At 63.1% G+C, this 23,342-nt stretch carries 25 protein-coding genes; 1 reads left to right on the top strand and 24 read right to left on the bottom strand.

Going from position 1 to position 23,342, the window contains the following annotated elements:
- Positions 1-62 precede the first annotated feature (62 nt).
- The 17 genes from BLO63_RS19575 to BLO63_RS19500 all read right to left on the bottom strand — a co-directional run bounded on the left by BLO63_RS19575 (position 63) and on the right by BLO63_RS19500 (position 15,605).
- The gene (locus BLO63_RS19575) at positions 63-458 is read right to left on the bottom strand and encodes a hypothetical protein (protein WP_143007097.1); all 396 of its coding nucleotides are present in this window, start codon (positions 456-458) and stop codon (positions 63-65) included.
- The gene (locus BLO63_RS19570) at positions 427-894 is read right to left on the bottom strand and encodes an ASCH domain-containing protein (protein ID WP_091444266.1); all 468 of its coding nucleotides are present in this window, start codon (positions 892-894) and stop codon (positions 427-429) included. The genes BLO63_RS19575 and BLO63_RS19570 overlap by 32 nt, the downstream gene beginning before the upstream one ends.
- 63 nt (positions 895-957) lie before the next feature.
- Positions 958-1,410 (bottom strand): hypothetical protein, encoded by a 453-nt coding sequence (locus BLO63_RS19565; RefSeq protein ID WP_091444263.1) that lies wholly within the window; start codon positions 1,408-1,410, stop codon positions 958-960.
- A 50-nt stretch (positions 1,411-1,460) separates the two neighbouring features.
- Entirely contained in the window at positions 1,461-1,808 is a 348-nt protein-coding gene (locus BLO63_RS19560; RefSeq protein WP_091444261.1) for a hypothetical protein, read from the bottom strand.
- Positions 1,808-2,914, bottom strand: coding sequence for a RecA family protein (locus BLO63_RS19555; protein ID WP_091444259.1), 1,107 nt, complete (start codon positions 2,912-2,914; stop codon positions 1,808-1,810). The genes BLO63_RS19560 and BLO63_RS19555 overlap by 1 nt, the downstream gene beginning before the upstream one ends.
- 58 nt (positions 2,915-2,972) lie before the next feature.
- Positions 2,973-3,932 carry a 5'-3' exonuclease H3TH domain-containing protein gene (locus tag BLO63_RS19550; RefSeq protein ID WP_091444256.1) on the bottom strand — a complete coding sequence of 320 codons (960 nt, stop codon included), beginning with the start codon at positions 3,930-3,932 and terminating at the stop codon, positions 2,973-2,975.
- Positions 3,933-4,052: 120 nt separating this feature from the next.
- Positions 4,053-5,126, bottom strand: a complete 1,074-nt coding sequence (locus BLO63_RS19545; RefSeq protein ID WP_091444253.1) for a hypothetical protein — start codon at positions 5,124-5,126, stop codon at positions 4,053-4,055.
- Positions 5,127-5,244: 118 nt separating this feature from the next.
- Positions 5,245-5,469, bottom strand: coding sequence for a hypothetical protein (locus BLO63_RS19540; RefSeq protein ID WP_091444251.1), 225 nt, complete (start codon positions 5,467-5,469; stop codon positions 5,245-5,247).
- Between the two features lie 69 nt (positions 5,470-5,538).
- Positions 5,539-6,090 (bottom strand): hypothetical protein, encoded by a 552-nt coding sequence (locus BLO63_RS19535; protein WP_091444249.1) that lies wholly within the window; start codon positions 6,088-6,090, stop codon positions 5,539-5,541.
- A 52-nt stretch (positions 6,091-6,142) separates the two neighbouring features.
- On the bottom strand, positions 6,143-9,505 hold the full coding sequence (gene dnaE / locus BLO63_RS19530; RefSeq protein ID WP_162841853.1) for a DNA polymerase III subunit alpha: 3,363 nt from the start codon (positions 9,503-9,505) through the stop codon (positions 6,143-6,145).
- An 8-nt stretch (positions 9,506-9,513) separates the two neighbouring features.
- Positions 9,514-9,786, bottom strand: a complete 273-nt coding sequence (locus BLO63_RS21160) for a hypothetical protein (RefSeq protein WP_162841852.1) — start codon at positions 9,784-9,786, stop codon at positions 9,514-9,516.
- Positions 9,786-10,346: a hypothetical protein gene (locus tag BLO63_RS19525; protein WP_091444242.1), complete on the bottom strand. Its 561-nt coding sequence runs from the start codon at positions 10,344-10,346 to the stop codon at positions 9,786-9,788. The genes BLO63_RS21160 and BLO63_RS19525 overlap by 1 nt, the downstream gene beginning before the upstream one ends.
- Positions 10,324-10,956: a sigma factor gene (locus BLO63_RS19520; protein WP_091444240.1), complete on the bottom strand. Its 633-nt coding sequence runs from the start codon at positions 10,954-10,956 to the stop codon at positions 10,324-10,326. Before BLO63_RS19520 ends, BLO63_RS19525 begins: the two co-directional genes overlap by 23 nt.
- The gene (locus BLO63_RS19515) at positions 10,956-12,218 is read right to left on the bottom strand and encodes an AAA family ATPase (protein ID WP_162841851.1); all 1,263 of its coding nucleotides are present in this window, start codon (positions 12,216-12,218) and stop codon (positions 10,956-10,958) included. Before BLO63_RS19515 ends, BLO63_RS19520 begins: the two co-directional genes overlap by 1 nt.
- Positions 12,219-12,347: 129 nt before the next feature.
- On the bottom strand, positions 12,348-14,726 hold the full coding sequence (locus tag BLO63_RS19510; RefSeq protein ID WP_091444236.1) for a cobaltochelatase CobT-related protein: 2,379 nt from the start codon (positions 14,724-14,726) through the stop codon (positions 12,348-12,350).
- Positions 14,727-14,757: 31 nt separating this feature from the next.
- Positions 14,758-15,027, bottom strand: coding sequence for a hypothetical protein (locus BLO63_RS19505; RefSeq protein WP_091444233.1), 270 nt, complete (start codon positions 15,025-15,027; stop codon positions 14,758-14,760).
- 122 nt (positions 15,028-15,149) lie between these two features.
- Complete coding sequence (locus tag BLO63_RS19500; protein ID WP_091444230.1) at positions 15,150-15,605, bottom strand: helix-turn-helix domain-containing protein; 456 nt, start codon at positions 15,603-15,605, stop codon at positions 15,150-15,152.
- Positions 15,606-16,348: 743 nt separating this feature from the next.
- On the opposite strand from BLO63_RS19500, the gene repC reads away from it, so the two are divergent.
- Positions 16,349-17,476 (top strand): plasmid replication protein RepC, encoded by a 1,128-nt coding sequence (repC, locus tag BLO63_RS19490; RefSeq protein WP_162841850.1) that lies wholly within the window; start codon positions 16,349-16,351, stop codon positions 17,474-17,476.
- A gap of 2 nt (positions 17,477-17,478) precedes the next feature.
- Here the strand turns inward: repC and BLO63_RS19485 are convergent, their stop codons facing one another.
- The 7 genes from BLO63_RS19485 to BLO63_RS19455 form a co-directional block, all read right to left on the bottom strand.
- Positions 17,479-17,694: a hypothetical protein gene (locus BLO63_RS19485; RefSeq protein WP_091444223.1), complete on the bottom strand. Its 216-nt coding sequence runs from the start codon at positions 17,692-17,694 to the stop codon at positions 17,479-17,481.
- On the bottom strand, positions 17,691-18,101 hold the full coding sequence (locus BLO63_RS19480) for a hypothetical protein (RefSeq protein WP_091444221.1): 411 nt from the start codon (positions 18,099-18,101) through the stop codon (positions 17,691-17,693). Before BLO63_RS19480 ends, BLO63_RS19485 begins: the two co-directional genes overlap by 4 nt.
- A complete protein-coding gene (locus BLO63_RS19475; RefSeq protein WP_091444218.1) occupies positions 18,098-19,624 on the bottom strand; it encodes an ATP-dependent DNA ligase in 1,527 nt (508 codons plus the stop codon). Before BLO63_RS19475 ends, BLO63_RS19480 begins: the two co-directional genes overlap by 4 nt.
- 9 nt (positions 19,625-19,633) lie before the next feature.
- A complete protein-coding gene (locus BLO63_RS19470; protein ID WP_091444216.1) occupies positions 19,634-20,197 on the bottom strand; it encodes a hypothetical protein in 564 nt (187 codons plus the stop codon).
- Positions 20,197-20,748 carry a WGR domain-containing protein gene (locus tag BLO63_RS19465; protein WP_162841849.1) on the bottom strand — a complete coding sequence of 184 codons (552 nt, stop codon included), beginning with the start codon at positions 20,746-20,748 and terminating at the stop codon, positions 20,197-20,199. The genes BLO63_RS19470 and BLO63_RS19465 overlap by 1 nt, the downstream gene beginning before the upstream one ends.
- Before the next feature lie 84 nt (positions 20,749-20,832).
- A complete protein-coding gene (locus BLO63_RS19460; RefSeq protein WP_091444212.1) occupies positions 20,833-21,951 on the bottom strand; it encodes a hypothetical protein in 1,119 nt (372 codons plus the stop codon).
- Positions 21,951-23,276, bottom strand: coding sequence for a DnaB-like helicase C-terminal domain-containing protein (locus BLO63_RS19455; protein WP_091444209.1), 1,326 nt, complete (start codon positions 23,274-23,276; stop codon positions 21,951-21,953). The genes BLO63_RS19460 and BLO63_RS19455 overlap by 1 nt, the downstream gene beginning before the upstream one ends.
- Between the last annotated feature and the right edge of the window lie 66 nt (positions 23,277-23,342).

The following is a 23,342-nucleotide window of genomic DNA, read 5'->3' as shown; positions in this document are numbered from 1 at the left end:
TGTCTCTCTATGTATGCACTCACTTACGTTATAGCGCGTGCGCATTTGGATTGAGCGCGGGTTCAGCGAATGCGCGTCGGGCGCGCGAAATACCCGAAATGCTCGGTGGGCAGATAGCGCTGCAGCGAGCCGCCGCGGGCCTCGTAGTTCAGCACCTTGGCGATCCGCGTGTCCTGATAATGCGCCATGGTGGTGAGATAGAACTCGCGGGAGTCGGTCACATAGATGCCGACCCAATCGACACCCTCGCTGCGCAGCCGGAGCAGGGTGTCATCATCGATCGCCCAGGCCGCCTTGCCCATGGCGAGCGCATCCGAGAAGGTCTTTTCGCCATTGCGGAAGAGGTGCTTCTGACTGCGCCGGGCGAGATAGACCTCCCGCCCGTCCTTGAGCTTGTAGACCATGCCGATCACGATGCGGCCGCGCTTATACCGGCGCTGGACGTTCTTCATGTTCATGGCCGGGCAACTGTCCTTTCCACTCGTAGATGCCCTGCGCACCACGGATGGGCACCGGGTGCTCGAGCCTGATGGGATCGACCATCCGCCAGGCATAGCCGCCGAGGTTGAACCAGCCATATTGCTGCTCCTCGTCGGACACATCCTCGAGGAACTCGGCGGTGATGAGCTCGTAGGAGTCGAGCACGGCGGTGCCCAGCAGATAGCCGTGGGAGAGATCTTCGAGCCGCTCAGGCAGGCCCAGCTTGCTGTAATGGGCCTGAAACTCGGGATCGTTGAAATGAGCCCGCTGCTCGGGCCGGAGCGTCTTGGTCGAGGCGATGCCCATCCGCAGGCCGATGCAGGAGCGGGGAGGGGCCCACGAGCGCGTCTCAAAGACCTTGTATCTGCGGACCAGCAGCTCGGCGAAGGGCTGCCAGATGGAGATGACTTTCATGAATACCCCGTTCTGCGTCGTCAAATTCATTTATAGCAGAACGGGGTAGGGGAGTGCGTGGGATCAGAAGTGCTTGAGCACTTCCTGATATACGGCCCAGGGGCTGATGTATTTGTTGGCATCGGCGAATTGTGATGACGAAGTCATCATAATCACCCGCCGGCGCTCGCCGTCTTCCGCCACCACAGACACGCCAGTCGTGGCCCCATTAATCTCCTCCCGCAAGATCGCCAGAATTCGGATGGAGCCCAGGATATAATGCAATCTTGCCGCGACTACCGAAATCTCATCCGGCCCGGACGGGTGAACTTGAACGATAACAGGCGGTGTGAGCTTGCTGGACAGTTCTCTGGTGCTCACCAAATGTCCGTAAACGCCATGAACCGCATCAAGAGCAGCCTTCTCCGTGGGCGCGGCAACGTGGACCACCAACGACTCCGTGTTCGCCGTGCCGGCGAATAAAGTGCTGTGGCCGAAGTATGTGCCCGCGTCGAACTGAGCCGAAAAGTCTTTCAAAGTGCCGTTCCTTATCGTTGTGCTCCCGGCCGTGAAGCCGGGAGCTTTCCTCACCGCGCTACCGATACACCCTTGCTCGCCATACCCTCAAGAAGGGACATCAGCTCGTCCCGGCGCTCCTTCGGCACGATTACAGTGACGGTGAAGGTCGTATGTTTCTTGAGCCACTTCTTGACGAAGGTGGTCGCTTTTACGCCCCGCGTCGACATCTTCTGGTCGGCGAAGAAATACCCCGCGAGGATTTCCACAATGGCATCATCATTCAGCGCTTGGTCATCGATGTCGTCGGTTTTCTGACCATCGACCTTGAACGAGGTGTCATCCCAATAGGCGTCGGGATGGCCCCAGTCCGAGGCGATGAACGCCTTGTATTCTGCGCCGGTGAGCTTCACGCCCATTACGCTGCCTCCAGCTCGCCGTCGAGCTCCGTCTCCGAGATCACCGGCGCCTCATAGGCGGCCGGCAGCAGCTTGGTGAGCTTGGCGAAGCCGGCCGGGCCTTCCGCCTCGATGAGACGCGGCAGCTGGCTGCGCGCGACCTCCTTGCCCTCCCAGAGCACATAGCCCTGGCGAACCGGCTTGCCGTCCGGCCTGGCGGTCGGCAGCAGCTTCTGCTCATTGAGGAACTCGACCAGACTCGCCTCGGCGTCGAAGCGGCCGGTGCCGTCGGGCATGAACATGAACCGCCACTTGGCCTTCGCAAAAGGCCGGGCGACCTTGTTCTTCACGAAGGCCCCGGTCACTTCCATACCCACGACCTCCTTGCTCTCCTTGCCGGCCTTGATCTGAGCGGCTGAGAGCCAGAGGCGCTGCGAGAAATAGAACTCGGGAGAGTCGCCGCCAGTGGTCTTGCGCGGGTCCCCGAACATGACGCCGATCTTTTTGCGCATCTGGTTCAGGAAGATGACGCACACGCCATACTGCTCGGCGATCTGGGCGATCGCCGGGAAGTGCGCCGAGGTCGCCCGAGCCAGCGCCGTGTTGTCGTTCATGTTCCGCTTCTCGGGCGGACGCAGATTGCCCTTGTCATCGTAGAGGACCGACTGCGGAACCATCGCCGCGAGGCTATCGAAAACCCAGCAGATCGGCGCGTCCGGCTTGATCAGCTTCTTGTCGCGGATGGTCCTCACGGCGAGGTGGAAAATGCCGACGGACTGTTCGAACGTTTCGGGTTTCTTGTAGATGAAGTGACCGGGCTTGATGTTGAGGCCGAGCCTGGGCGCGAGCGCCATCGAGAACGAACGCTCGTGATCCATAAAGCCTGCGACACCGCCGGCAGCCTGGGCCGCTCCCATGGCCGCCGTCGCGATAGCGGTCTTGCCGGAGGAGGGCGGGCCGGCAATCTCGATCAGACGACCAACGGGGAAGCCGCCATCCCAACGGGCGACAGAGGCGTTGTTCAGCGGCGGGAAGCCGGTATCAAGGAACTGCTTGACGGTCGCCTCTTCATCGTTCTCACCGATGATACCGGCAAGGGCCTTGGCGAGTTCTTCGGGACTGCTCATTCTCTGTCCTTTACTGGGTCGGTTGTGAGTGATTGCTCACTCATATCGGCGAAGATGCTCAGGCGGCTGCCGGAGCCGCTTCAGTGCCCCGCAGGCGCGGGAACACCGAGATCCATTCGTCGAAGTTCTTGGTGATCGACTGGAACAGCAGCGTCTCACACAGCAGGCGCAGCTTGGCCGCGTCGGGCGTTCCCTTGTCGATGTGCAGATTGACGGGCGCGGGACGCGCGGGAGAGCGCAGATCCACGAGATTGATGTTGCCGGCGAAGGCGATGGCCTTGTTCTCGTCCTCGACCAGCGCCCGGTATTTCTTGGGCAGCTTCTTGATGTCGATGGTCTTCTCGAGCAGGCACTGGCTGGTGAAATCGGCGACGCTGCCATAGGTGTTGAGGAAGTCGATCGCACCCTTCTCGCCGATACCGCCGACGCCAGGCACGCTGTCGCCCTGGTCACCGGCGAGCGCCTTCATCTCCACGAACTGGCGCGTGGTCTTCACGCCGGTGAAGTCCTCGAAGTTCTTGGCCGTGACCATCCGGTCGTTGATCGGGTCCTTCCAGATCACCTTGGGGCCGACCAGCTGCAGCCAGTCCTTGTCGCCGGTGACGAGGACCACCAGAGCGCCCTGCGCCGCGTAGCGGTCGGCCATGATCGCGCCGAGGTCATCGGCTTCCATGTTGAGCGCGCTGACCTGGGGAACGCCCATCAAGCGGAGCGCCTTCTGGATGGCCGGCACCTGCTTCTTGTATTCCGCCTTGGCCGCGGCCAGCTTGAGCTCATTGGGCGTGACGGCGCGATCGCGGATCTCCTTGTAGGAGCGCAGCAGCATCTTGCGCCATGACGCGCCGTCCCAGACGACGACGGGCTGCAGATTGGCGTAGGTCGCGCACATCGAGCGGACGCATTTCAGGAAGCCAAAGATGGCCTGCACCTGGGCGTTGCCGATCGTGAGCTTGGCGCCGTTGTTGTAGTAGTGGCCGAGGCTGTTGCCATCGATGATGAGGTAGCCTTTCGGGGCCATCGAAATTCCCTTTCTGAAGGAAGAAGGGCGGTGCCGGGGACTGCACCGCCCTCTGTGTGATCCGGCCGCGACGCCGGGATCACGCTACGCGAAGGCCCGGAGCTAACCCTCGCGCAGCAATCAGCCGACGAGGTTGTCGAGCTCGCTCAGGATGCTGTCGACCTCCGCTTCCGGCAGCACAGTGGCCGCGGGAGCAGCCGCAGGGGCCGGCGCAGCGGCCTTGGAGGCAGCCGCCGCTTCCGCCGCCTCGATCTCGGCCAGCTCTTCCTGCTGACGCTTGAGGATCGCGGCGCGGCGCGCAGCAAGGTCGATGGCCGCCTGGTCCACGACGGGCGCCGCAGCGGCCGCCGGGGTAACAGGCGCGGTCACCGCCGGCGCCACGGTCGTCACCGGATCGGCCTCGGCGACGGAGGCCGACGCAGAGGTCAGCGCGGCCGTCGGCGTGCGGGCGGCGAGAGCGCCGGCCGGAGCCGCACCAAGACGCGGCAGGGCCACGCCGGCGATCTGGGCGATCGCGTTCAGGGCCTTCTGCTCTTCACCGCGGAAGTAGTTCTTCTGGATGAAGTCCATCAGGTCGGTCGCCTTCTGCAGGCTCGCGAGCGGAACCGGCTTGTGCGAGGCGCCCGGCGCGAGCGGCGCGATGGCGACGTCGTAGTTGGTGTTGAGGCCCTTGCCGGTGCGGGTGATGACGATGTCCTGGCCGCTCGCCGGATCGGTGATGTCCTGGCCGGCTTCGGCATACATCGTGTAGAGCTCGAGCACCTTGGAGAAGGTGGTCGTGGTCAGCTCGAGCACGTCGGGGTCATCACCCGGGGTCGAGCGATCGACCACGTTGAGCAGGATCGACTTGCGGGCCTTCCACTCCTCGTAGAGCTTCTTGGAATCCTCGTCGACGGCGCTGTGGATCGCCATCTCGATCGCGGTGTTGAGCGGGGAGGGCTGCTGGTAGACGGTGTCGCAGTCACCGACGACGGCGATCGGCTTGCCGTTCGGATCACTCTTGATCCAGTGGACGCCGAGATCGGCCCACCACTTGCCGGTCACGGGATCGACCCACGGCGCCTGCTGATGCGTGGGCGCGACGATGCGGTAGGTATTGCGGCCTTCCTTGGGCTTGATGGCCTTGCCGGAGTTGCCGGCATACTTGGACTTGGCCTGGGAGACCATCTGGAGAAGCTGGGGATTGAGACCCATGTGGCTGTCTTTCCTGGTGCTTGGTGCTTGGTGCTTGATGCTTCGTGCCGCTGATACAGAAAACTGTAGTTAGCTATTTATGTATAGCACGATTTGCGCGGGATTGCGCGATTTGCGCTCAGTCGCCGGTGACCAGCGAGCCGTATTTCTTGCTGAGGCGCTCCGCGCGGGCCGCCTCGAAGCGGCAGGCGTCGGCCTCGTCGCGCAGACGATTGGCCTCGACGGCCTTCTCATCCGCCGTGGCGCGGCTCTTCTCGGCGAAGGCGTTCAGCTTGGCGACGATCTTGGCCATCGGCGCGAGAATGGTGTCGACGTTGGCCGGGCGCTTGAAGGGGTTGGGCATGTCAGAGCCTTTCGGGGTGAAATATGTATGCAGTCACTTACATTATAGCGCAGCGAAACAGAGATTTCGTCAGGCTGCGTTTCTCTGGGCCATCTGCTGCAGCACCGCCTCGCGCTGCTGGGCCTGGACATCCTCGCGCACGTTGCGCTCGGCGATCTTGAGCTCGCCCTTCATCTCCTCGCGGGAGATCAGGCCCTGCTGCACCAGCATGTCACGCCGGTGCCGGAAGCCCTCGACCGCGATCTTGCCGATGGACTCGATGCGCTTGGCCTCGTTGAGGGCTTTCTTCATGGAGATGACGCGCGAGTGGCGCGAGACAATCTTCTCCAGAAGCGTCTCGGTGAACTTCTCGCCGGAGCTGGCCAGCCGGTCGCGCTCGGCCTTGTAGACCGCCGCCTCGGTGTTCTCGAGCAGCATCTTCACCACATCCACCTGGTGCGATGCCTGGGCGGCGAGAACGCCGTAATGGGAGAACAGCGCGGACTGCTCCATCATCGCCGTGGTGAGGTCATTGGTGCTGAACGCCAGATCGCGCTTCATCTGCGCGGCGTCGATGTAGTCACGGACCTGGTAGACGGTCGGCTGTGCGGCCGCGTCGCCGGTTGTCGGGGTTTCGCTCATGCGTGAATTCCTGTTGCTCGCTTGAATTATAGCGTCGCGTGCGCTGGGTAGCTTAAGAAAGAAGATCCGCGACCGCGGCGAACACGTCGTTCATGTTCGACTGCTTGTCCTCGTCGTAATAGATCTCCCCGGGTGAGAACCCGATGACGAGATTGGCCTCGAACTCCTTGGAGTAGACCACCTTGCCGGCCGCGTCGGACGCCTTGCCCTTGAAGTCGGGCAGGAACAGCCGGACAGCCTGGGAGCCGCAGAGCACGATGACGGGCGGCTTGAGGATCTCGATCTCGCGCTGGAGATAGGGGGAATAGGCGCTCGCCTCCTCCTGGCTGATCTGCTTGCCGCGCTTGGGTCGCTTGATGACCGAGGTCCAGTAGGCGTCCGCCCGGTCGAGGCCCACGACAGCCAGCGCGTCGATGATCGGCGCCGAGGAGCGCGTGAATCCCATCATGCCGACGCCCTCTTCCTCGCCATTGGGCGCGTCCATCACGAGCATGAAGCGCGCCGTGCGTCCGAAGGAGGGCTTCACCGGCATGCCGTCCACGACCTCGGCGCCCGGGCCGAACTGCGCCCGATACTCGTCCACCAGCTCCCCGATCGCCGCCTTTGTCACCTTGTCGGTGTGCATGTCGCGCTGGACGGGCACATTGGCGGTGATCAGGCCGGGCAGAAGCTCAATCTGATCCCGGATGCGCGAGGGATCGTCGGCTGCAGGCTGCGAGGGCTCGATGCGCGCGAAGGCACCCACCTGATCGAGCTTGGCCTGATGGGAGACATTGCAGCGGCGCTTCTCGACGCGGGCGAGGAAATCCTCCTTGCTCACGAACGGGCCGGCGGCACGCGCCTCGAGAATGGCGTTCGTCGTCTTCTCCGACAGACCCTTGATGCGCTGGAAGGGCATGGCGAGGCTGGTGTCGGTGATGATCTCAAAGCGGTTGGTGGAGATGTTGATGTCGGGTGTGGTCACCTTGACGCCACCCTGGGCCGCGTCGCGCAGCAGGGCAGGGAGCTTGTCCTCATCCATGAGCGTGAGGCCGGCGGCATAGAACTCCACGCTATGGAAGGTCTTGAGCCACATCGACTGGTAGGAGATCAGCGTGTATTCGACCGAATGGCTCTTGTTGAAGCCGTAGCCCGCGAAGCCTTCGATCTTGTCGAACAGCCGCCCGGCCCAGTCCTCGGCGCACCCGATCGTCGCCACGCACCCATCGACGAACTTCTGCCGCTCCTTGCGCATCTCCTCGGGCAGCTTCTTGCCCATGATTTTGCGCAGCTTGTCGGCGTCGGCGCCGCTGTAGCCGGCGATCACCTGGGAGATCTTCATGACCTGCTCCTGGTAGACGATCACGCCGAACGTCTCGCGCAGGACCGGCTCCATCAGCGAATGGTCGTAGTCGATATGCTCGAGCCCCTGCTTGCGCTTGTAGAAGCTGTCCATCATGCCCGACTCCATCGGGCCGGGCCGGTAGAGAGCGGTCGCGGCCGTGATGTCGTCGAAGGTGATGCAGCCATCCGAGCCGAGCTCCTTCAGCAGCCGGCGCATGCCGCCGGACTCGAACTGGAAGATGCCGGTCGTGTTGCCCTTGGCGAAGTTCGCCAGCACGTCGGGGTGATCGAGCGGAATGCGGTGCAGATCGACGGTCTTGCCGGTGCGCTCCTTGATGTAGGCGAGCGCCTGGCTCACCAGGTCCAGCGTGCGCAGGCCCAGAATGTCCATCTTGATCAGGCCCTGATCCTCAACGATGCGCTTGTCCCAGCACACGACGCTCTCTTCCTTGCGCCGCTCCACGACCGCGCGCTCGACCAGATCCACACCACCGACGACGATGCCGGCCGCGTGCTGAGAGAAGTTGCGGATCGTGCCCTCGAGCCGCTCCATGATCGGCCAGAGCGGCGCATACTGGTTGGCGAAGCTGTCGATCTCGCCGACCTGCTCGCGGCACTTGGGCAGGGGCACATTAGCGCCGTGCAGCTTGGGCACGAATTTCGAGACGGAATAGTCCTTCTCGGGGATGCCGGTGACGCGGCTCACATCGCGGATCGCCGAGGCAGCCGCCAGCGTGCCGAAGTTGGAAACACCGGCGACGCGGTCGCGGCCATACTTGGCGACGAGATACTCGACCACCTCGTGCCGGCGCTCGGACATGAAGTCGAGGTCGGCGTCGGGCAGGTCGATACGGTCGGGGTTGATGAAGCGCTCGAACAGCAGCCCAAAACGCAGCGGATCGCACTCGGTAATGCCCATGAGATAGGCGACGAGGGAGCCGCCGACGGAGCCGCGGCCCGGGCCGACGAGAATGCCGGAGCGCTTGGCGAACTGCACCACGTCCTGCACGAGCAGGAAGTAGCCGGAGAAATTGAGCCGCTTGAGGGTTTCGAGCTCGTAGACAAGCCGCGGGTGATAGATCTCCGTCAGCTCCTTCGCGCTCGGCTGATGGCCGAAGACCGGCGCGGCGAAGCGCTCCTTGAAGCCCTTCTTGCACTCCTCGACCACGACCGCGAACTCGTCGGCCGCCATCTTCGGCAGCGACGGCTCCGCCTTGGTCCATTCGTAGCTGATGCTGGCGACCAGGCGATCGGTGTTGCGCAGACCGCGACTGATCGCGGGGCCGACAGCCGGGACGCCGCGCCGCAGCAGATGCTTTGCCGCCTTCATCGCCTCAGCGCCGAGCGCCGCCTCGCCAACCACATGAAAGTCGCGGTTGAAGGTCGAGCGGTGCCAGGGGTCGGTGACCTTGTTGTTGGCGGTGATTGCGCTCATGATCTCCTGCGCGTCCGCCTCGCCCTGGCCGTAGAAGGCCGGACGAATGACGATCGGCTCGATCTGGTGCGTGCCGAAGGCTTCGAGCGCCAGCTGGTTCAGCCGGCCGAAATAGGGCGTGTCGACCGGGATCAGCGGCGCGTAGACATCGGCGCAGACCGCCTTGAGGTCCTCGATGATCACGCCGGCGTCGGGATGGGTGAGAACGCTGTGCGCGTCGCCCAGCACGATAGCGAGATCGTCAGGCGTGAGCCGGTCGCGCAGCTCCTTACGCAGGTCGTCAAAGCCGAGCTTCGGCTCGTAGTAGAAGCGGTCCTCGGAATTGGCGAGGGTGAGCAGCCGGAAGATGCCCTTCATGCCCGCCTCGGTGCGCGCATAGACCGTCAGGAAATAGGACGGCGGCATGTCCTTCTTCTTCTCGCCGGTGCCCGGGCGCCAGGCGGGATCATCCATCAGGCGCAGCCGCGTGCCGATGATCGGCTTGAGGCCGGCCGCCTTGGTGCGCTTGGTGAAGTCCACCATGCCCGTGACACTCATCGTGTCTGTCATGGCGACGGCCTTCTGGCCCGCTTCGACCGCGAGCTCGACCAGGCGCTCAGTGCCCAGGATGGACTCGCCCACCGAGAAGTCGGTGCGCGCGGCAAGGATCGAGTGCATGGGTGCTCCTATGAGCGGCAGGAGAGAATGATCGGCAGAATGTCCGGCAGGACGCCGCCCTGGCAGACCAAATCCGACTTCTCGACCGGCCGCACTGACCACGAGGAGATCTGGACGTCGCTGCCGGGCGGCTCGAGCGCGTCGCGCAGAACCTTCTCGATATTGATGACCAGCCCTTCGGTGACCGGGCCTCTCACTGCCGCGTCGGCGACATCGGCATAGCCATAGCCGGCACGGGTCTCGCCCGGGCGCACCACGGTAAACTCGAAGCGAATACCCATCAGCCGATCCTCCGCAGTGCGATCGCGCCGTCGATATTGTCGACCGCGCCGATATGAGTGAGAGCCTGGATTGCCATGCGCGCATGGGCTTCGGCCGTGTCCTGCTGCCAGTTGAGGCGCGAGGCGAAGGCCGTCGCCAACAGCCCGCGGTCGATCGGCTTGGCGTAATTGAGCAGCAGGTGGCAGACGATGCGCATGAAGGGCAGCGTGGTCGCGAACGGATTGACGCCCTGGCCCAGCTGCTCGGCCACCCGGGAATTGGTGTTGTCGAAGCGATCGATCAGCGCCTGGACCTTCTTGGGCACGGTCATCTCCGCGGGATGCGCGGGCGGGTTCGCTGCGCGCTGGATCCGGCGCTTCTGCGTCTCGGTGAGCTCGATGCCAAAGCGCGCGCGCAACGCCGCCTGGGCCTGCAGGTGCAGCGGCTTGCAGCGCCCGGCGAAGACGCAGGCCGTGCAGATGCTGTCCGTCTCGCGATAGGCGAGGGCGGAACCGAAGCACCCGGGCGCGAACTCGGGAACGTTCGTGTCGATGGTCTCAGGCGAGCTTTCGGGTGACATGATTGATCTCTTCCAGAATGGCCCGGCGCTCGGCGTGGTCGGCCGCCATGAGCTCGAACACCATGCGACTGGTCACGCGCAGGGACTGTTTGAAGGGCAGGCCGCGCGACCTGGCGTAATCGCCCTTCTGCTCGAGGTGCTTCACCTCATTGACGAGCTCGGCCGGCTCCTCGTGCAGCAGCGTCACGAACAGGCGGGCGCGCGCGGAGAGCCGATCGATGACCTTGCCGAACAGGTCGGTCTCGGCCAGCTCATCCTCCGCCGACTTGTCGCCGGCGCTGACAGCGTCGCCGAGCGTCGCATTGTCGTCCTCGTCGCCATAGGAGTAATCGATCGACAGAGCGACCACCTCGGCATGGCGCCGACTGACATGCTTCTCGACATAGCGGTTGATGTAGAGCTGCATGCCCTTGTGCAGGAACGTCTTGAACGACGCACCCTGGGTCGGGTCATAGGCGTCGCACGCCTTGCACCAGATGCACCACAGCTCCTGCTCGACGTCCTCGACCGCGTGGGACGCAGCGCCGGCCGCCTTGAGCCGGCGATGCACACGAGCCGCGAACGCCTTGATCTGCTTCGCGCTGTCGGCGGGATTGAACCGGCGCTGCATCAGCCGAAGATCCGCTGCGCGAATTCCATCACCGCCTTCTTGTCGACACGGGACAGACGATTGGCGAAAGCGAGCTCGAGCCCGATCTGCCACTTGGCGCCATAGGCGATGCCCAGCTGCGCGGCGCGGATCAGCTCACGCGGCGAGACCGTCATGGAGATCTTGCCGTCGCGGAACAGCTTGCGCACGTCATTGGCGAACTTGACGATCTTCGAGGCGGTCGCCCGGTCGATCTTGGTGCGGCTGATGAGGATGCTCTCCTCGACCTTCGCTTCGTTGTAGGTGACCTCCTCGGTGATGCCGAAGCGCGAGAAGTTGGCGGCGTTCATGACGAGCGTGCCCTGGTAGAGGCCGGTTTCGTCGCCGATGCCGTTGGTGTTGCCGGTGCCGACGAAGCGGAAGTTCGGATGCGGCTCGATGCGCCGGAACATCGGGGGCGCGTCCTTGATGAGCAGCGCCTTGCCCTCGAGCACCGGCTGATAGAGCGCGGTCACGGCCGGCATGGCGAAGTCGTATTCGTCGGCGCAGTAGACCCAGCCATTGATCATCGCCATCGGCAGCGGGCCGAGCTGGAAGTGCGTGGCGCCGTCCTTGACGGTCCACTGCCCGAGCACCTCGGACTCCTGCATGTTGATCGTGTGCTGGACGCGGATGAACGGCCGGCCGGTGCGCGCCGACGCCTGCTCGAGCACCGTCGTCTTGCCGGTGCCGTGAAAGCCCCAGAGATAGGTCGGAATGTTCAGCTCGAAGCCGATGATGACCTTCTTGAGCAGGTCGATGTTGAACACAAAGTCCGCATCGAGATCCGGCAGATAGTCGAGCGACGCGCGGTCATGCCCCGTGAACGTCGTGATCGGGATTGGCCGGCCTTCGCCATTCATGGCCGCTGACGCATTGCCGAGGCCGAACGCCTCGTTGAGCATCACCGTCTTGGGCGTGAGCGCGGTCGCCGCGGTCACCAGGCCGGCAATCGCCGCGGGAGATGCCGGCTGACGGGGAACCTGCTCGCTCGCCTGCTGCTTGGCGCGCTCCTGAGCCCGCTCCTGGAGAAGCCGCTCGGCCACCGGCGAGAGCAGCGGCTCGCCCGGGAATTCCTGCTTGTAGCGCTCGATCGTCCACTCGGCGGCATAGTGATCGCCGATATGCCGCTGGATCGAATGCACGCGGGCGTTGTCGATGTGGCAGGTGATCTTGCCGTCATTGACGGCGGCAGGGACGACGGCCGCGCTCGGCGCGGCGTCGAGGGTCGCTGCTTCACTCATGGCTGGCTCTCCAGATTGTCGCGCATGTCGCGTGCGCGTTGTCATGTATCTACATACTTACTTTTAGCTTGGGTCACAAGCGACCAAATGCGAATCCCGCCAGATTCTTTCGTGACGGCTAAGGTGCTGTCACTGAAGGATTTTCTTGAGAGCGCCCATCACTTCATTGGGCAGCTCTGACACATTGTTGAGGACCACGCTCTTGGGGTAGTAGCGCTCCACAGCGCGGTCCATGATGCCGATGCCGATGGTCTCGATCCCGATCTTTGTGAGGTTCTGGACCACGTATTTCAGGTGCGGGCCGGCGTGGTTGGAGCCAGCCGGCTGACCGTCGGAGAGCACGAGCATAACCTTGCGCTTTTCGCGCCGCTTGATGAGCCGCATGGCCGCATACTCGAGGCTCTCGCCATCGATATTGCCCTGCAGGCCGTTCTGCGCATTCATGGAGTAGGCGATGCGCTTCTTGACCAGGGGCGTCACCCGCTCGTCGAACTCCTTGTAGACGGGCATGACGATCGGCAGCATCCGGTCCCACCGGACGCCAGACTTGCGAGCGTCCTCCTGCATGGCCTCCTGCAGGGAACTGGGGATGCCGTAATAGTCGCCGGTCGTGAACCCGATCACCTCATGAGCGATGCTGACGCGCTCCAGTGTCGTCGAGAGAGCGTAACCCGCCATCATCGCAAGGCGCATCTTCTGGCCCTTCATCGAGCCGGAATTGTCGATCAGGAGCATCACGGCGGTGTCCTTCGACTTGTGCTCCTCGCGCTGCGAGAACACACGGCCGTCGCCCTGCGGCACCCGGTAGAGCGAAGGCGCATGCAGTTTGCCCGCGCGATGACCGGGCGTGCGGATGATGTAGGACTGAGCCGCCATCAGGCGCTCAATGTCCTTCTGCATCCGGCTGGTCATGGAGCGAACCTCGTCCTCCATATCCGGAATCCACCTATCGTTGATCTTCTCCGGCGGAACCAGCGGCGCGATCTTGTCGAGCTCGCGGGTGAAGACGGTGTAGTGGTCGCGATCGAGCGCCTCGACCGCTTCTTCGGAGATCAAGACGGCGATCTGGGCCGAGAGATCCTGTCCCTCGAAGGCGTCGTCCTTGAACTCGAACATGGACTTGCCGGCGGCATTGCCGACACCGCCTCCGCCGCCCTTCTTGTCGTCACTCTCATCCGCCGTCTCAATCTCACCTACGCCGCCGCCATCAGCGCCGGCGGTGATGACCTGCGGCGTGGAGCCGGCAGAGCTGTCGTCGGACTGCTCGCCGTCTTCGTTCTCACCTGCGCCACCGGCGCCACCTTCACCGCCCTCATCGTCACCAGAGGCACCGGAGCCGTCGGCCTGGTCCTCGCCATCTTCATCGCCCTCGGCGCCACCGACCGCGCCATCCTCAGCGTCATCGTCGGCGTCGTCGCCGGCAGAGCTCTTACCGCTCTCGCCCGCGTCATCCTTTTCCTGGCTCTCGCCATCCTTGCCGCTGTCGCCGTCGCGGCCGTCATCGTCCTGATCACCAGCGTCGTCCTTGGACTCCTCATCCTCATCTTCGCCCTCGGGTGCGGCGGATTGCGGAGCCTCTTCCTCAGCATCTTCGGAGTCGTCATCATCCTCAGTGCCGGCCGCCTCGGCCTCTTCGTCTTCGCTGCCCTCGGCGTCTTCCGGCTTGTCTTCGTCCTCACCATTCTCAGCGTCGGGCGCAGCTTCACCCTCGCCATCGTCACCAGCCTCTTCGTGCTTGCGCTCCTTGTCGCCCTCGCCGGGACCGGCGGTGTCGTCCGGCTTATCCTCCCCATCACCCTTCTCAGGAGAGGGCGCCGGAGCCGGCGGTGCGGGCGGAGCCGGCGGATACAGGATCTCGTGGACCTCGCGCGCGATCTCCAGCGTTTCCTTGGTGCTGCTGCAGGTCTTGAGCGCCGCGAGCGTCGACGGCTTGAGGCTGTTCACCAGATTGTCGACAAGCGGGTTCTTCCAGTGGCCGCCGCGGTCCATGTAGTCTTCCATCTCGACGTGGCCGGCAAGCGCGCGCATCGCCGGCACCAGGAGATAGATGAAAGCTTCCTGCTCGTTCTTGGCCGTCTTGAGCGCCTCGGAGGTGATGCGCTCGAGGAAGAACTTGCGGGTATCGCTAATGTTGCGCTCGGAGCCCGGGAAGATCTTGACGATCTCCCGCTCAATCATCGTGTCCTCGACGATGTTGTGGGTGTTCTGGAAGGCGCGAACCTTCGGATCTTTCGCCTCCTGCGGCGTCGGGCCGCCTCCGTAATAGTTCCAGTCGGTGATGAGAACGTGGGCGACCTCGTGATCGATGAAGCCCTGGATGGCGCGGATGAACTCGGGCGAGGCGCCATCGCCGACGCTCGGGATATTGACCGACACAGGCTGGCGCGTGCGCAGATCCGTGAGCACGAATGCCTGGCTGCCGCGCTGGGTGACCTTGAGACCACGATTGGTCAGAAGCGGCACGAGCTTCTGAATAACCTCGCGAAGCTCGATGATCTCACGGTTCATTGTCGCGCTCTCTCTTGTTATTGCTCAGTATTCAATCAATACGCGAGAGCATATTGGACTGCAAAAGGCTAGATGTCTCCCGGTGATCGAAAGCATCGTGTCCTGCGAGAGGCTTGACGACGAGGGACCGACCAAAGGAAGGAATGACGATGGTCACAAAACCCCATTCCCGATGATAACCACTGATCACATCAACACCTTCGAGCTCGACCCGATCCTGGCGAACGAGCGTCGACGCCAACTCGTATGCCTCAGCAGGATCCATCATTGCTTCGGTAGGAATCGCTTCCGTCACTGCCATTTCGATTTCTCACTGACCCTGAAATAAGTGATTAGTCACTTATGTTGGAATGGAAATAAAAAGCCCGTGCAGACGGGCTTTCAGCCTTATTGGCGAAGCAACAACGAGCGACGCAGAAGTTGTCAGGCGCTCTGGGCGGTTGTGTCTTCATCGGCGGAGGCAACACCGAACGCTTCGCGCAGCAGCGCCTTTGAGCCCTCGTTCAGCTTGGGGTCGCGATCGCCCGAAACCTCTCGGATGAAGTTCAGGATCTCGCGCTCGTTATCTGTGGTCTGGCCGGTGTAGACCTGGTCGAGGAACTCGATCGTCTCCCCGGTATAATACTGCCCAAAAGCCAGGCGAAGCAGATAGGCGGGATCGACGTCGAGAGCCTTGGCGAGCAGGGGCACGCGATCGATCGCCAATTTGCTGGTGCCCAGCTTCAGCTGGGAGATCATGTTCTGGCTGGGATAGCCCGCCTCGGCCGCGATGTCCTTCTGGCTCTTCCGCGGCTTGAGCTCGTCAACCCGCTGGATTACGAAATCGCGCAAGCTAAGGCGCTTGGCCGCCAAGGTGTCGGACTTCCCGGAACGCTTCATTTTCTTAATTCCTCGTTGTTCTCGTTGCTCGAGCGTCTCATTAATTCAGATATAGCGAGCGCGTCGTGGGGTCGAGAAAGGCAGGCAGGAATGCCCTTACGCCTAATGAGAGATCGAAAGTAAGTCAATGCACACATACTTTTTTCTCCAGAAGGCGCCATTGGAAAGGTGATTGTCCACGGGGCGTCAATGGGCTATGGTTAACAAATTCATTAGTTAAATCAAAGGCTTACTTTCCATAATCTTCCTTCTGCGAATCCTGGATATAGCCGGCGCCCGGCGCGTCCTGCGAGGCGTTCCTAGAAACGCCCTTCCCGAATCGCCACGAATCGGACATCACTAGCGACACCAAGCGTCCACTGGTGGTGAATACTGTGCAGACAGCCCTCGCTCGTAAACGATCCGCCGCCTACCGCCAAGCGCGGGAAGCTGAGGGTCGCAAGCAGCTTTCGATCTGGGTTGAGAACACCCTAACCGAGCGGCTGGATGAGGCCGTCCGTGCCGGGCAGTTCAAGAACCGCTCCGAGGCGATATCTGCCGCCGTGAGCCGCTTCGTGGAGGAAATGAGGTAGGGCACAAAGCGAAAAGGCCCCCAGATTGCCGTCTGGGAGCCTTTTGAATTCTCGGTGATTCGGGAACCACCGTTCTCGCAGGTTCGATTTATCCCGAATCACCGCTGGTTTGTCAACTCTCGCACTGGCGAGGGAGGGCGGAGCTTTGTCCCGCAGATCGGGATGAATCGGATGAGAACGCAGTCCACGGGCTGGCGGTCATTGCCGCCTGTCGGCCCGACGCCGGCCGAGATCAAGAAGGCCGAGAAGCTGGAGCTTTTCGAGGCGGCGCGCCTGTGCGCGCGTGTGATGCAGCCGACGGCTGCGGCGCGCTTCGTGCTCGAAACCCTGTGCACCTTCTACGCCGGCCGGCCCATCGAGGGCCGGATGCTGGTGTGGCCATCCAACGAGCTGCTGTGCGAGCGCACAGGGCTCGGGGAGCGCACGGTGCGCCTGGCCGCGCGCCAGCTGATCACCATGGGCATTCTGCGCGCCAAGGACTCGCCCAACGGCAAGCGCTTCGCCCAGCGCAACGCCAAGGGCCAGATCGTCACCGCCTATGGCTTCGACCTCTCCCCTCTCATCGAGCGCCAGGAGGAGTGGCAGCAGCAGCTCACCGCACTGCAGGAGCACGAGCGCGAGAATGAGCGCGGCTTCGACCAGATCACCATCGACCGGCGCGCCACGCTCGAGGTGCTCAACACGCTGGCCGAGTGGTTTCCACGACTGAACATCGGCCCGCTGAGGGAGCGGTATGAGCGTCTGGCGAAGGAAACGCCGCGGCGCAGCCCCTCTCGCTCGCCGGAGCCCTTCCTTGGCGCCTGGAAGGCGCTGCGCGGCGAAGCCGAGGCTCAATACAATACCGCCTATGGCGGCAATGAATGCCGGCAGAAAGACAATAACAACGAATCCCTTGACCAGTCTTGTAACAAGGAGCCTTCGAAGTGTGAGGGGCAGCCGCCTCGCGCCTCCCAGACCACGCTCAGTGACCTGCTCAAAGCGTGCCCGGACGCCCTCGCCTATTTGGAGCCCATCCACAACGAGCGGGATCTCGTGAACGAGGCGGCGCGGCACCGCGGCGGGTTCGGCGTGCATGCCGACGCCTGGGGCGAGGGCATCGCGGCGATCGGTCCCGTGCTGGCGGCCGGCGTGCTGCTATGGGTGGTGCAAATGCAGAACCGGCCGGCGCCAGGGGCGCGGCCGATCCAGAATCCGGGTGGCTATTTCCGCTCGATGTGCCGGCTGATCAAGGAGGGCCGCGTGAACTTCGAGGCTGAAATTCACAAGCTCATTCTGCGAAATCGACGGCCGCGGGAGTGAGTTCAGCGGTGCGCAGGCGGCTGGTTATTCACCACGTCGAGGAAGCGCTCGATGGGCGTTTGCTTGACCGCGCCGTCACCGATTCGCCGATAATGAACATGGCCGTTCTCAACCCAGACGATCTCAACCTCGATCTCATAGGTGACGCGACTGATCGTGTTGGTGGCCTGGCGGATTGCCAGCTTGAGACCCGGCTGGAGATCGCCCGTCTGCATCATTTCGTCATTCCACCAAACCGATAGACAGCACGCATGGGCCGAACTTTACCACGCCACCGGCTCTTGCCATTCTTCAGGCGCTCAAACGAGCCGTCGAAGCGCCAGATGCCACCGTAAAACCACTTCTTCTGCTCGGCCCAGATCGCCATCTGTTCGTGCAGATCCTCGTGGAACCACGGGCTGCCGACGAGCTCCGTGTCATCCTCCAGCTTGAAGGACCAGTCGATGGCGACGAGATCGCCATGAATGCCAAGGGTAAAGAGCACAGAGCCGCGATAGACGGCCCTGGGCTTTGGCGCGAGGTGGCCCCAAGTATCCTGCCAGACCGCCTCGACATATTGAGGAATGGGCGTGGCGGAGCCGGGCGACGCCGCATAGCGCGCGGCGGCTGTGGTGTAGCCGGTCATGCTGCCTCACGGGTTTCGAGCTCGCCGTCCTTGTCGTCGCGGAAACGAACCGCGCGGGGATGGCGTAGCGAGCCGTCGGGTGTCACCTCGTGGAACTCGACCTCGAGCAGCCGGCCGAGGAAGTTCGTGGCCTCTACCGCCTTGATGCGCCCCAGCTCAAAGTGGACACCCGGCTTGAAGCCAACCAGCGGATCGATGCCGAGCAGCGCCGCATCCTGCTTCCAGAGCTCCCAACAGTCGGCACGATCCTTGTCGGACCACCCTCCTCCGACGCGGATGAGCACGCCATTGCGCTCGACGATGGCGCCGCCCATCGTGAACTCGTATTTGCTGCCGGCCTCGCCGTTATAGAAGCCGACGATCCGCAGATCTTCGGTCTCCTCGGCCTTCATCTTCATCCAGCCATAGGACTTCTTCTTGTCGTAGAGCCCGCCCGGATCCTTGACCATGATGCCCTCGAGCACCTTGGGCTTGCCGGTTTCCTTGTCGATGGTCGCAGCCGCGAGCTCGGCTTCCTTCTGCGCATCGCCGCGCGCCAGGTAGGAGGCGAGCGTCTTGGCGCGCGCCTTCTCGAACCATTCATGCACCTCTGCCTCGTTGTTCACGAAGAACTGCGGCGAGATCTGGATCATCTCCTTGAGGTTCTCGGGCAGGCCCGCCTTGGCCTGGCGCACGAACTCGACCAGCATCTTGCGGCGCTGCTCGAGCGGGTAGCCGACCGAACCGATCGCGTCGAAGTCAGGAAGCGACATGATGTCGTAGAGGTGCAGCTCGGCGCCGACCGCGTCCTCGGTCGTGCGCTTGAAGACGCCCGTGTTGGCGAACAGGCCCATCATCGCCTCGCCATCGAGCATGAAGTTGAGGGTGCGGCCATTGTCCTGCGACAGGGTGCGCTGGAGCTCCTTCATCGTCGTGGTTTCGAGAGCGACCTGGGCGGCCCGGAGGACACCCTGCACCAGGAAGTCGAGCGAGAGCACCCGTTTGCCGGTGCGGGTGAAGAAACCGCCGTGGCCGTCCTTGGCGATGAATGTGTTGCGGTTGCCGTCGAGCTTGTATTCGAGCTTCTGCGGCCAGGACTTGACCTTCTTGACGTCAAAGGTGTGCGCACGCATCACCGAGAAGATCGGAATGAGGCCGGGCATCACCGCGTTGATCGTGGTCTCGGCGATGCCGCACTTCAGATCCTTGGACAGGACGAGATAGAGCAGGCGGGCGCCGTCGGGATTGAGCGCGCGCATCACCTCGCCAACCTCGCGCTCGGCCGCCTTGCCTGTCAGTTCACGCCGGGAGAGCTTGAGCAGCAGCGGCTCGATCAGCTCCCGGCGGAAGTTGATATTGAGCTCCTCGTCGCTGGGCGTGGGAGCAGCGGTGAGGCCGTAGGTGATGAACGGGTTGTAGGCCCAGTTGAGCACGAACTTGCCGAGATCCGAGGCCGCGAGCTCGCTCAGGAGACGTTCCTTCTCGATGCGCGAGCCGGTCGCCGCAATCTCCTCGATCCGGCGCGATACGGTATAGGCGTCCATGATGTCCTCTTAGCTGATGGCGGCGGCGAGATCGCCGGTGCGGGCGGCGTCGTTGACGCGGCTGCTGGGTGCCGGCGACGCGATGTCCTGCGGCGCGCTCTTGGGCTTGGGCGCGCGGCGTCGCGGCGTCTCCTCGTAATCGGAGGCAACGTAGCGCTTGGCCTTGCCGTCGGTCGGCGCGGTCTTGAGCTGCTCGTCGATGCGGGGATTGGCGCTCAGGATGAGCTGTTGCTCTTCGGGCGGAACCCCGCACTGCTGGATATGGACATCCTGCACGATGACGCGCCGGATGCGGTCCAGCACATCGGCACCGAGCTTGCCCATGACCGGCTGATCCGAGCCATAGTCATCAGCGACGTCCTTCCCGCCGTAGTGAATGCGGTCAACGATCGCTGCGGCCGGGCACTTGCTGGACTTCATGCACGCCTGGCAGCCCTTGCGAACATCAGGGCCCTTTCCCTTCCAGACGAGATCCCGCAGCTTCATGCAGGCGGCCATTCGCGTGGCGACGTTGAAGATCGGGCAGATGAACGAGAACTGGTTGTCGCTCGCCAGCGTCTTGAACCTGCGCATTAGAACCTCCCGAAGAGCGGATTGCTGGCGTAGGTCTGCTCGACCTGTTTGCGCTCGGCCTCCTTCTCGGCGGCGATCGCGTCGGACAGATCGGCCTTGCGCGCCGTGTTGCGATTGATCTTGCGACCCTCCTCGTCGAGCTGAGGAGGTTCAGCCTCGCGCATGCGGGAGGTGTCGATCGCGGGGTCGAGGAAGCTGATGGCGTCCTTGCCGAGCTTGTCGAACAGGGGAACGGTGAGCTTCTTGACGAGCTCCTGCGCGTCGGAGGCCACGAAGGTTGCGGCGCCATGATTGGGCAATCCAGAGCCGTTCGCCTTGAGCTCGTAACCACCCGTGCGCTTGGCGCGAATCTTCTTCTCGAACTCTTTTTCGACCGTCTTTCTGTCGGTGAACTTGAAGACCTGGACCTCACCAAAGACGCCGACCTTTCCCCATCGATTGACGAGGAGATGTCTCCCGTCATTGGTCGAGATGCGGGTGACATAATACGCCTTCGTGCCACCCTTGTGCTCAAGGGCGACGCTATCTACTGCTATCGGATAGGTCGACATTGCTGCGTTCCTGCTCATCGAGCATTTCTGTTGCTTGATTTATAGCGCGACGCTCAGTGGAATGAGCGAGGAAAGATGTGAGCGCTAACATAGTCCCAGGCGCACGCGCTCACGCGGCGAGTAGGGGTTGCGCAGCCTCCACCGGATATCGAGCGCCGGCGTCCAGGTGCTCGCCGCGTAGTGCGCCTTGCGCACGACCTCGGGGAGCACCTCATTGGGATCGCGCTCATGAGGCAGCAGCGCGATGCGCACGGTCAGGCCGATGCCGGAGAGCAGCTTGGCAGCGTTCAGCGCGGCCTCGAGCGCCCTCTCCTCTCCGTCCCACATGATCGTCACGAATCTCAGCCCGCGCGCCTTGAGCGCGTTGAACCGCCCCAGCTGATCATTGGCGCCGGGGTCGCCATAGGACAGGTGCTTGCCGAAGGAGCCGATTGGCACGATGTCGCGCAGCGCCGGATCTTCATCGAAGGCGATCTTGAGGGCGGCCACGTCGAAAGCGCCCTCCCCCATCACCACATGGTCGGTCGCGACCACGTTGTGGGCGTTGTAGAGATAGCGGCCCGTGCCGGGCAGCTCCTTCGGGAACAGGTATTTGGACTGGCTCATACCGGTTACGTCGCGGCCCTGGAACGTCACCAGTTTGCCGTCGAGGTCGAAGACCGGAATGATCACGCGCTGGTCGAAGGACTGCGTTTTCACGGCGCCATCCGGATCCGTGAACTTCCACCATCCATATTCGCAAAAGCGCAGGCGAAAATAGCGGCAGATCTCGGCGTCGATGCCGCGTGTCTCGAGATAGGCGAGGTTCGACCCCTCGGGCGTGGGAAGCTCGATGGAGATCGGCAGCACGACATCGCCATGCTCGACCGCCACCACGGCCTTTCGCCGCGGTCGCCAGCCCTGCTCCTTTAACAGCGCCTCGCACTCGCGCGCCGTGGCCGCCCAGTCCGTGTGCTCGAAATGGGCGCGGATGAAGCTCGTCTTCCCGAACCCCTTGCCGCAGACGAAGCAGTTGCCCCGGCCGGTGTCGGTCCCGAAATAGACGCGCCAGCGGGAGTCACCGCAGTTCGGATTGGGGCACTGCTTGATGTTGAGCTGCTCGCCCGACACGCCGCGCGTGATCCGGTAGGCGAGGCTCTCGCGATCGAGAAAGAACTCCATATCGAGGTTCGCCTCGATCTCATCCCACAGACTGCTGGCCATCAGATGCGCCCCAGCACCTTGGTGAGAAACTGCATCTTGGAGCGGTCCTGCCGGATCTTGATCGAGAAGCCGTCCTCGGTGTTGCGCGACAGGAGCCAGGACAGGCGCGCCTCGCCGGCGGTCTTCTCCGCGTCGGTAGCGCTGATGCCGATCATGATGTCGACGGTGCGCGCCTTGTTCCAGTCATCACCGACGTCGGTCGCCTTGGCCGTAACCGCCTTGGCGCCGTCACGGTTGGTCTGGGTCGCTGTCAGCAGCGCGATGTTGAACTCGTGGGCGATCGCGCGCAGGTCGATGTAGATGGTGCGCAGGTTCTCCTGGAGGCTGTCGGAGCGATACTCCGCAGCCATGATGTCGGCATAGTCGACAATCACCAGGTCGAAGATGATGCCGTCCGAGCGATAATCCTCGATCAGCCGGTGCAGCGTCGAGGGTTTGAGCGTGCCGGAGGCGTGATCGCGGAATTTCATATGGCCTGCGCGCGTCGCAGCGGCGCGGACAAGCCGATCGACATCATCGGCCGACTTGTGAAGCTCGCGCATCAGCGTGCTGGTCAGCGCCGCGTCGGTGCGGTCGGCGATGATCTCCTTGGCGACCTCGAGGCTGTCGTAGAGCACATTGTAGCCGGCGAGCGCGGCATTCTTGCCGAAGTCGCCCAGCGACATCGACTTGCCGGCCTTGGCCGGCCCCATCATGCAGCTGAGTTCCTTGCGACCCCAGCCCGCGTGAAACAGCAGACCATCGATCTCGGAATAGCCGGTCGTGATCCCGTTGCGCACCACCTTGCCGGCGGCCAGGTCCTTGCGCAGCTGGGTGCGGTTGCCAATCTCCTGCCAGTAGTCGTAATCGCCGCCATCGAGAACGGCGCCGACCTGGCCGGCTTCCTTCATCAGCTGGGCGATCTTGTCGAACTCGCCCTTCTCCAGCAGCGGGAGCGAGGCCATGATGGCCTGCTCGATCGCCTGGTGCTTGGCGAAGCTCGCGACCTTGTCGGTCACGAAATCCGGATTCGAGAGATCCGCGGTCATCGCCTCGCGGATGATGGCCTTGATGCCGTCGAGCATGTCGGGCCGGATGCGCTTGCGCGCGAGGGCATCCTTCAGGATCGTGGGCAGGATCTTCATGTCCGGCACGGTCTTGTAAACCTTGATGTGCTCCTGGACGATGCCGACCATCGTGCCGACGGCTGCCTCGGCGAAGTATTCCGGCTTGATCAGATCCTTGGTGCGCATCGCAAACACGCTGTCACGCATCAGCAGCGAGGCGATCTTGTGCTGGAACTGAACGTCGAAATCGTATTGAGCCGAAGCCTCAGCGTCACTCACTAGCTCAACTCCTTAAGTATGCACTCACTTACAAGGCGAGACGTGCAATACACTGTCTCAATTGTA

It is taken from the genome of Ancylobacter rudongensis, assembly GCF_900100155.1.
Taxonomy (GTDB): Bacteria; Pseudomonadota; Alphaproteobacteria; order Rhizobiales; family Xanthobacteraceae; genus Ancylobacter; species Ancylobacter rudongensis.
Note: the sequence above shows the minus strand (reverse complement) of the source record. Positions and strands in the feature narration are given on the sequence as shown.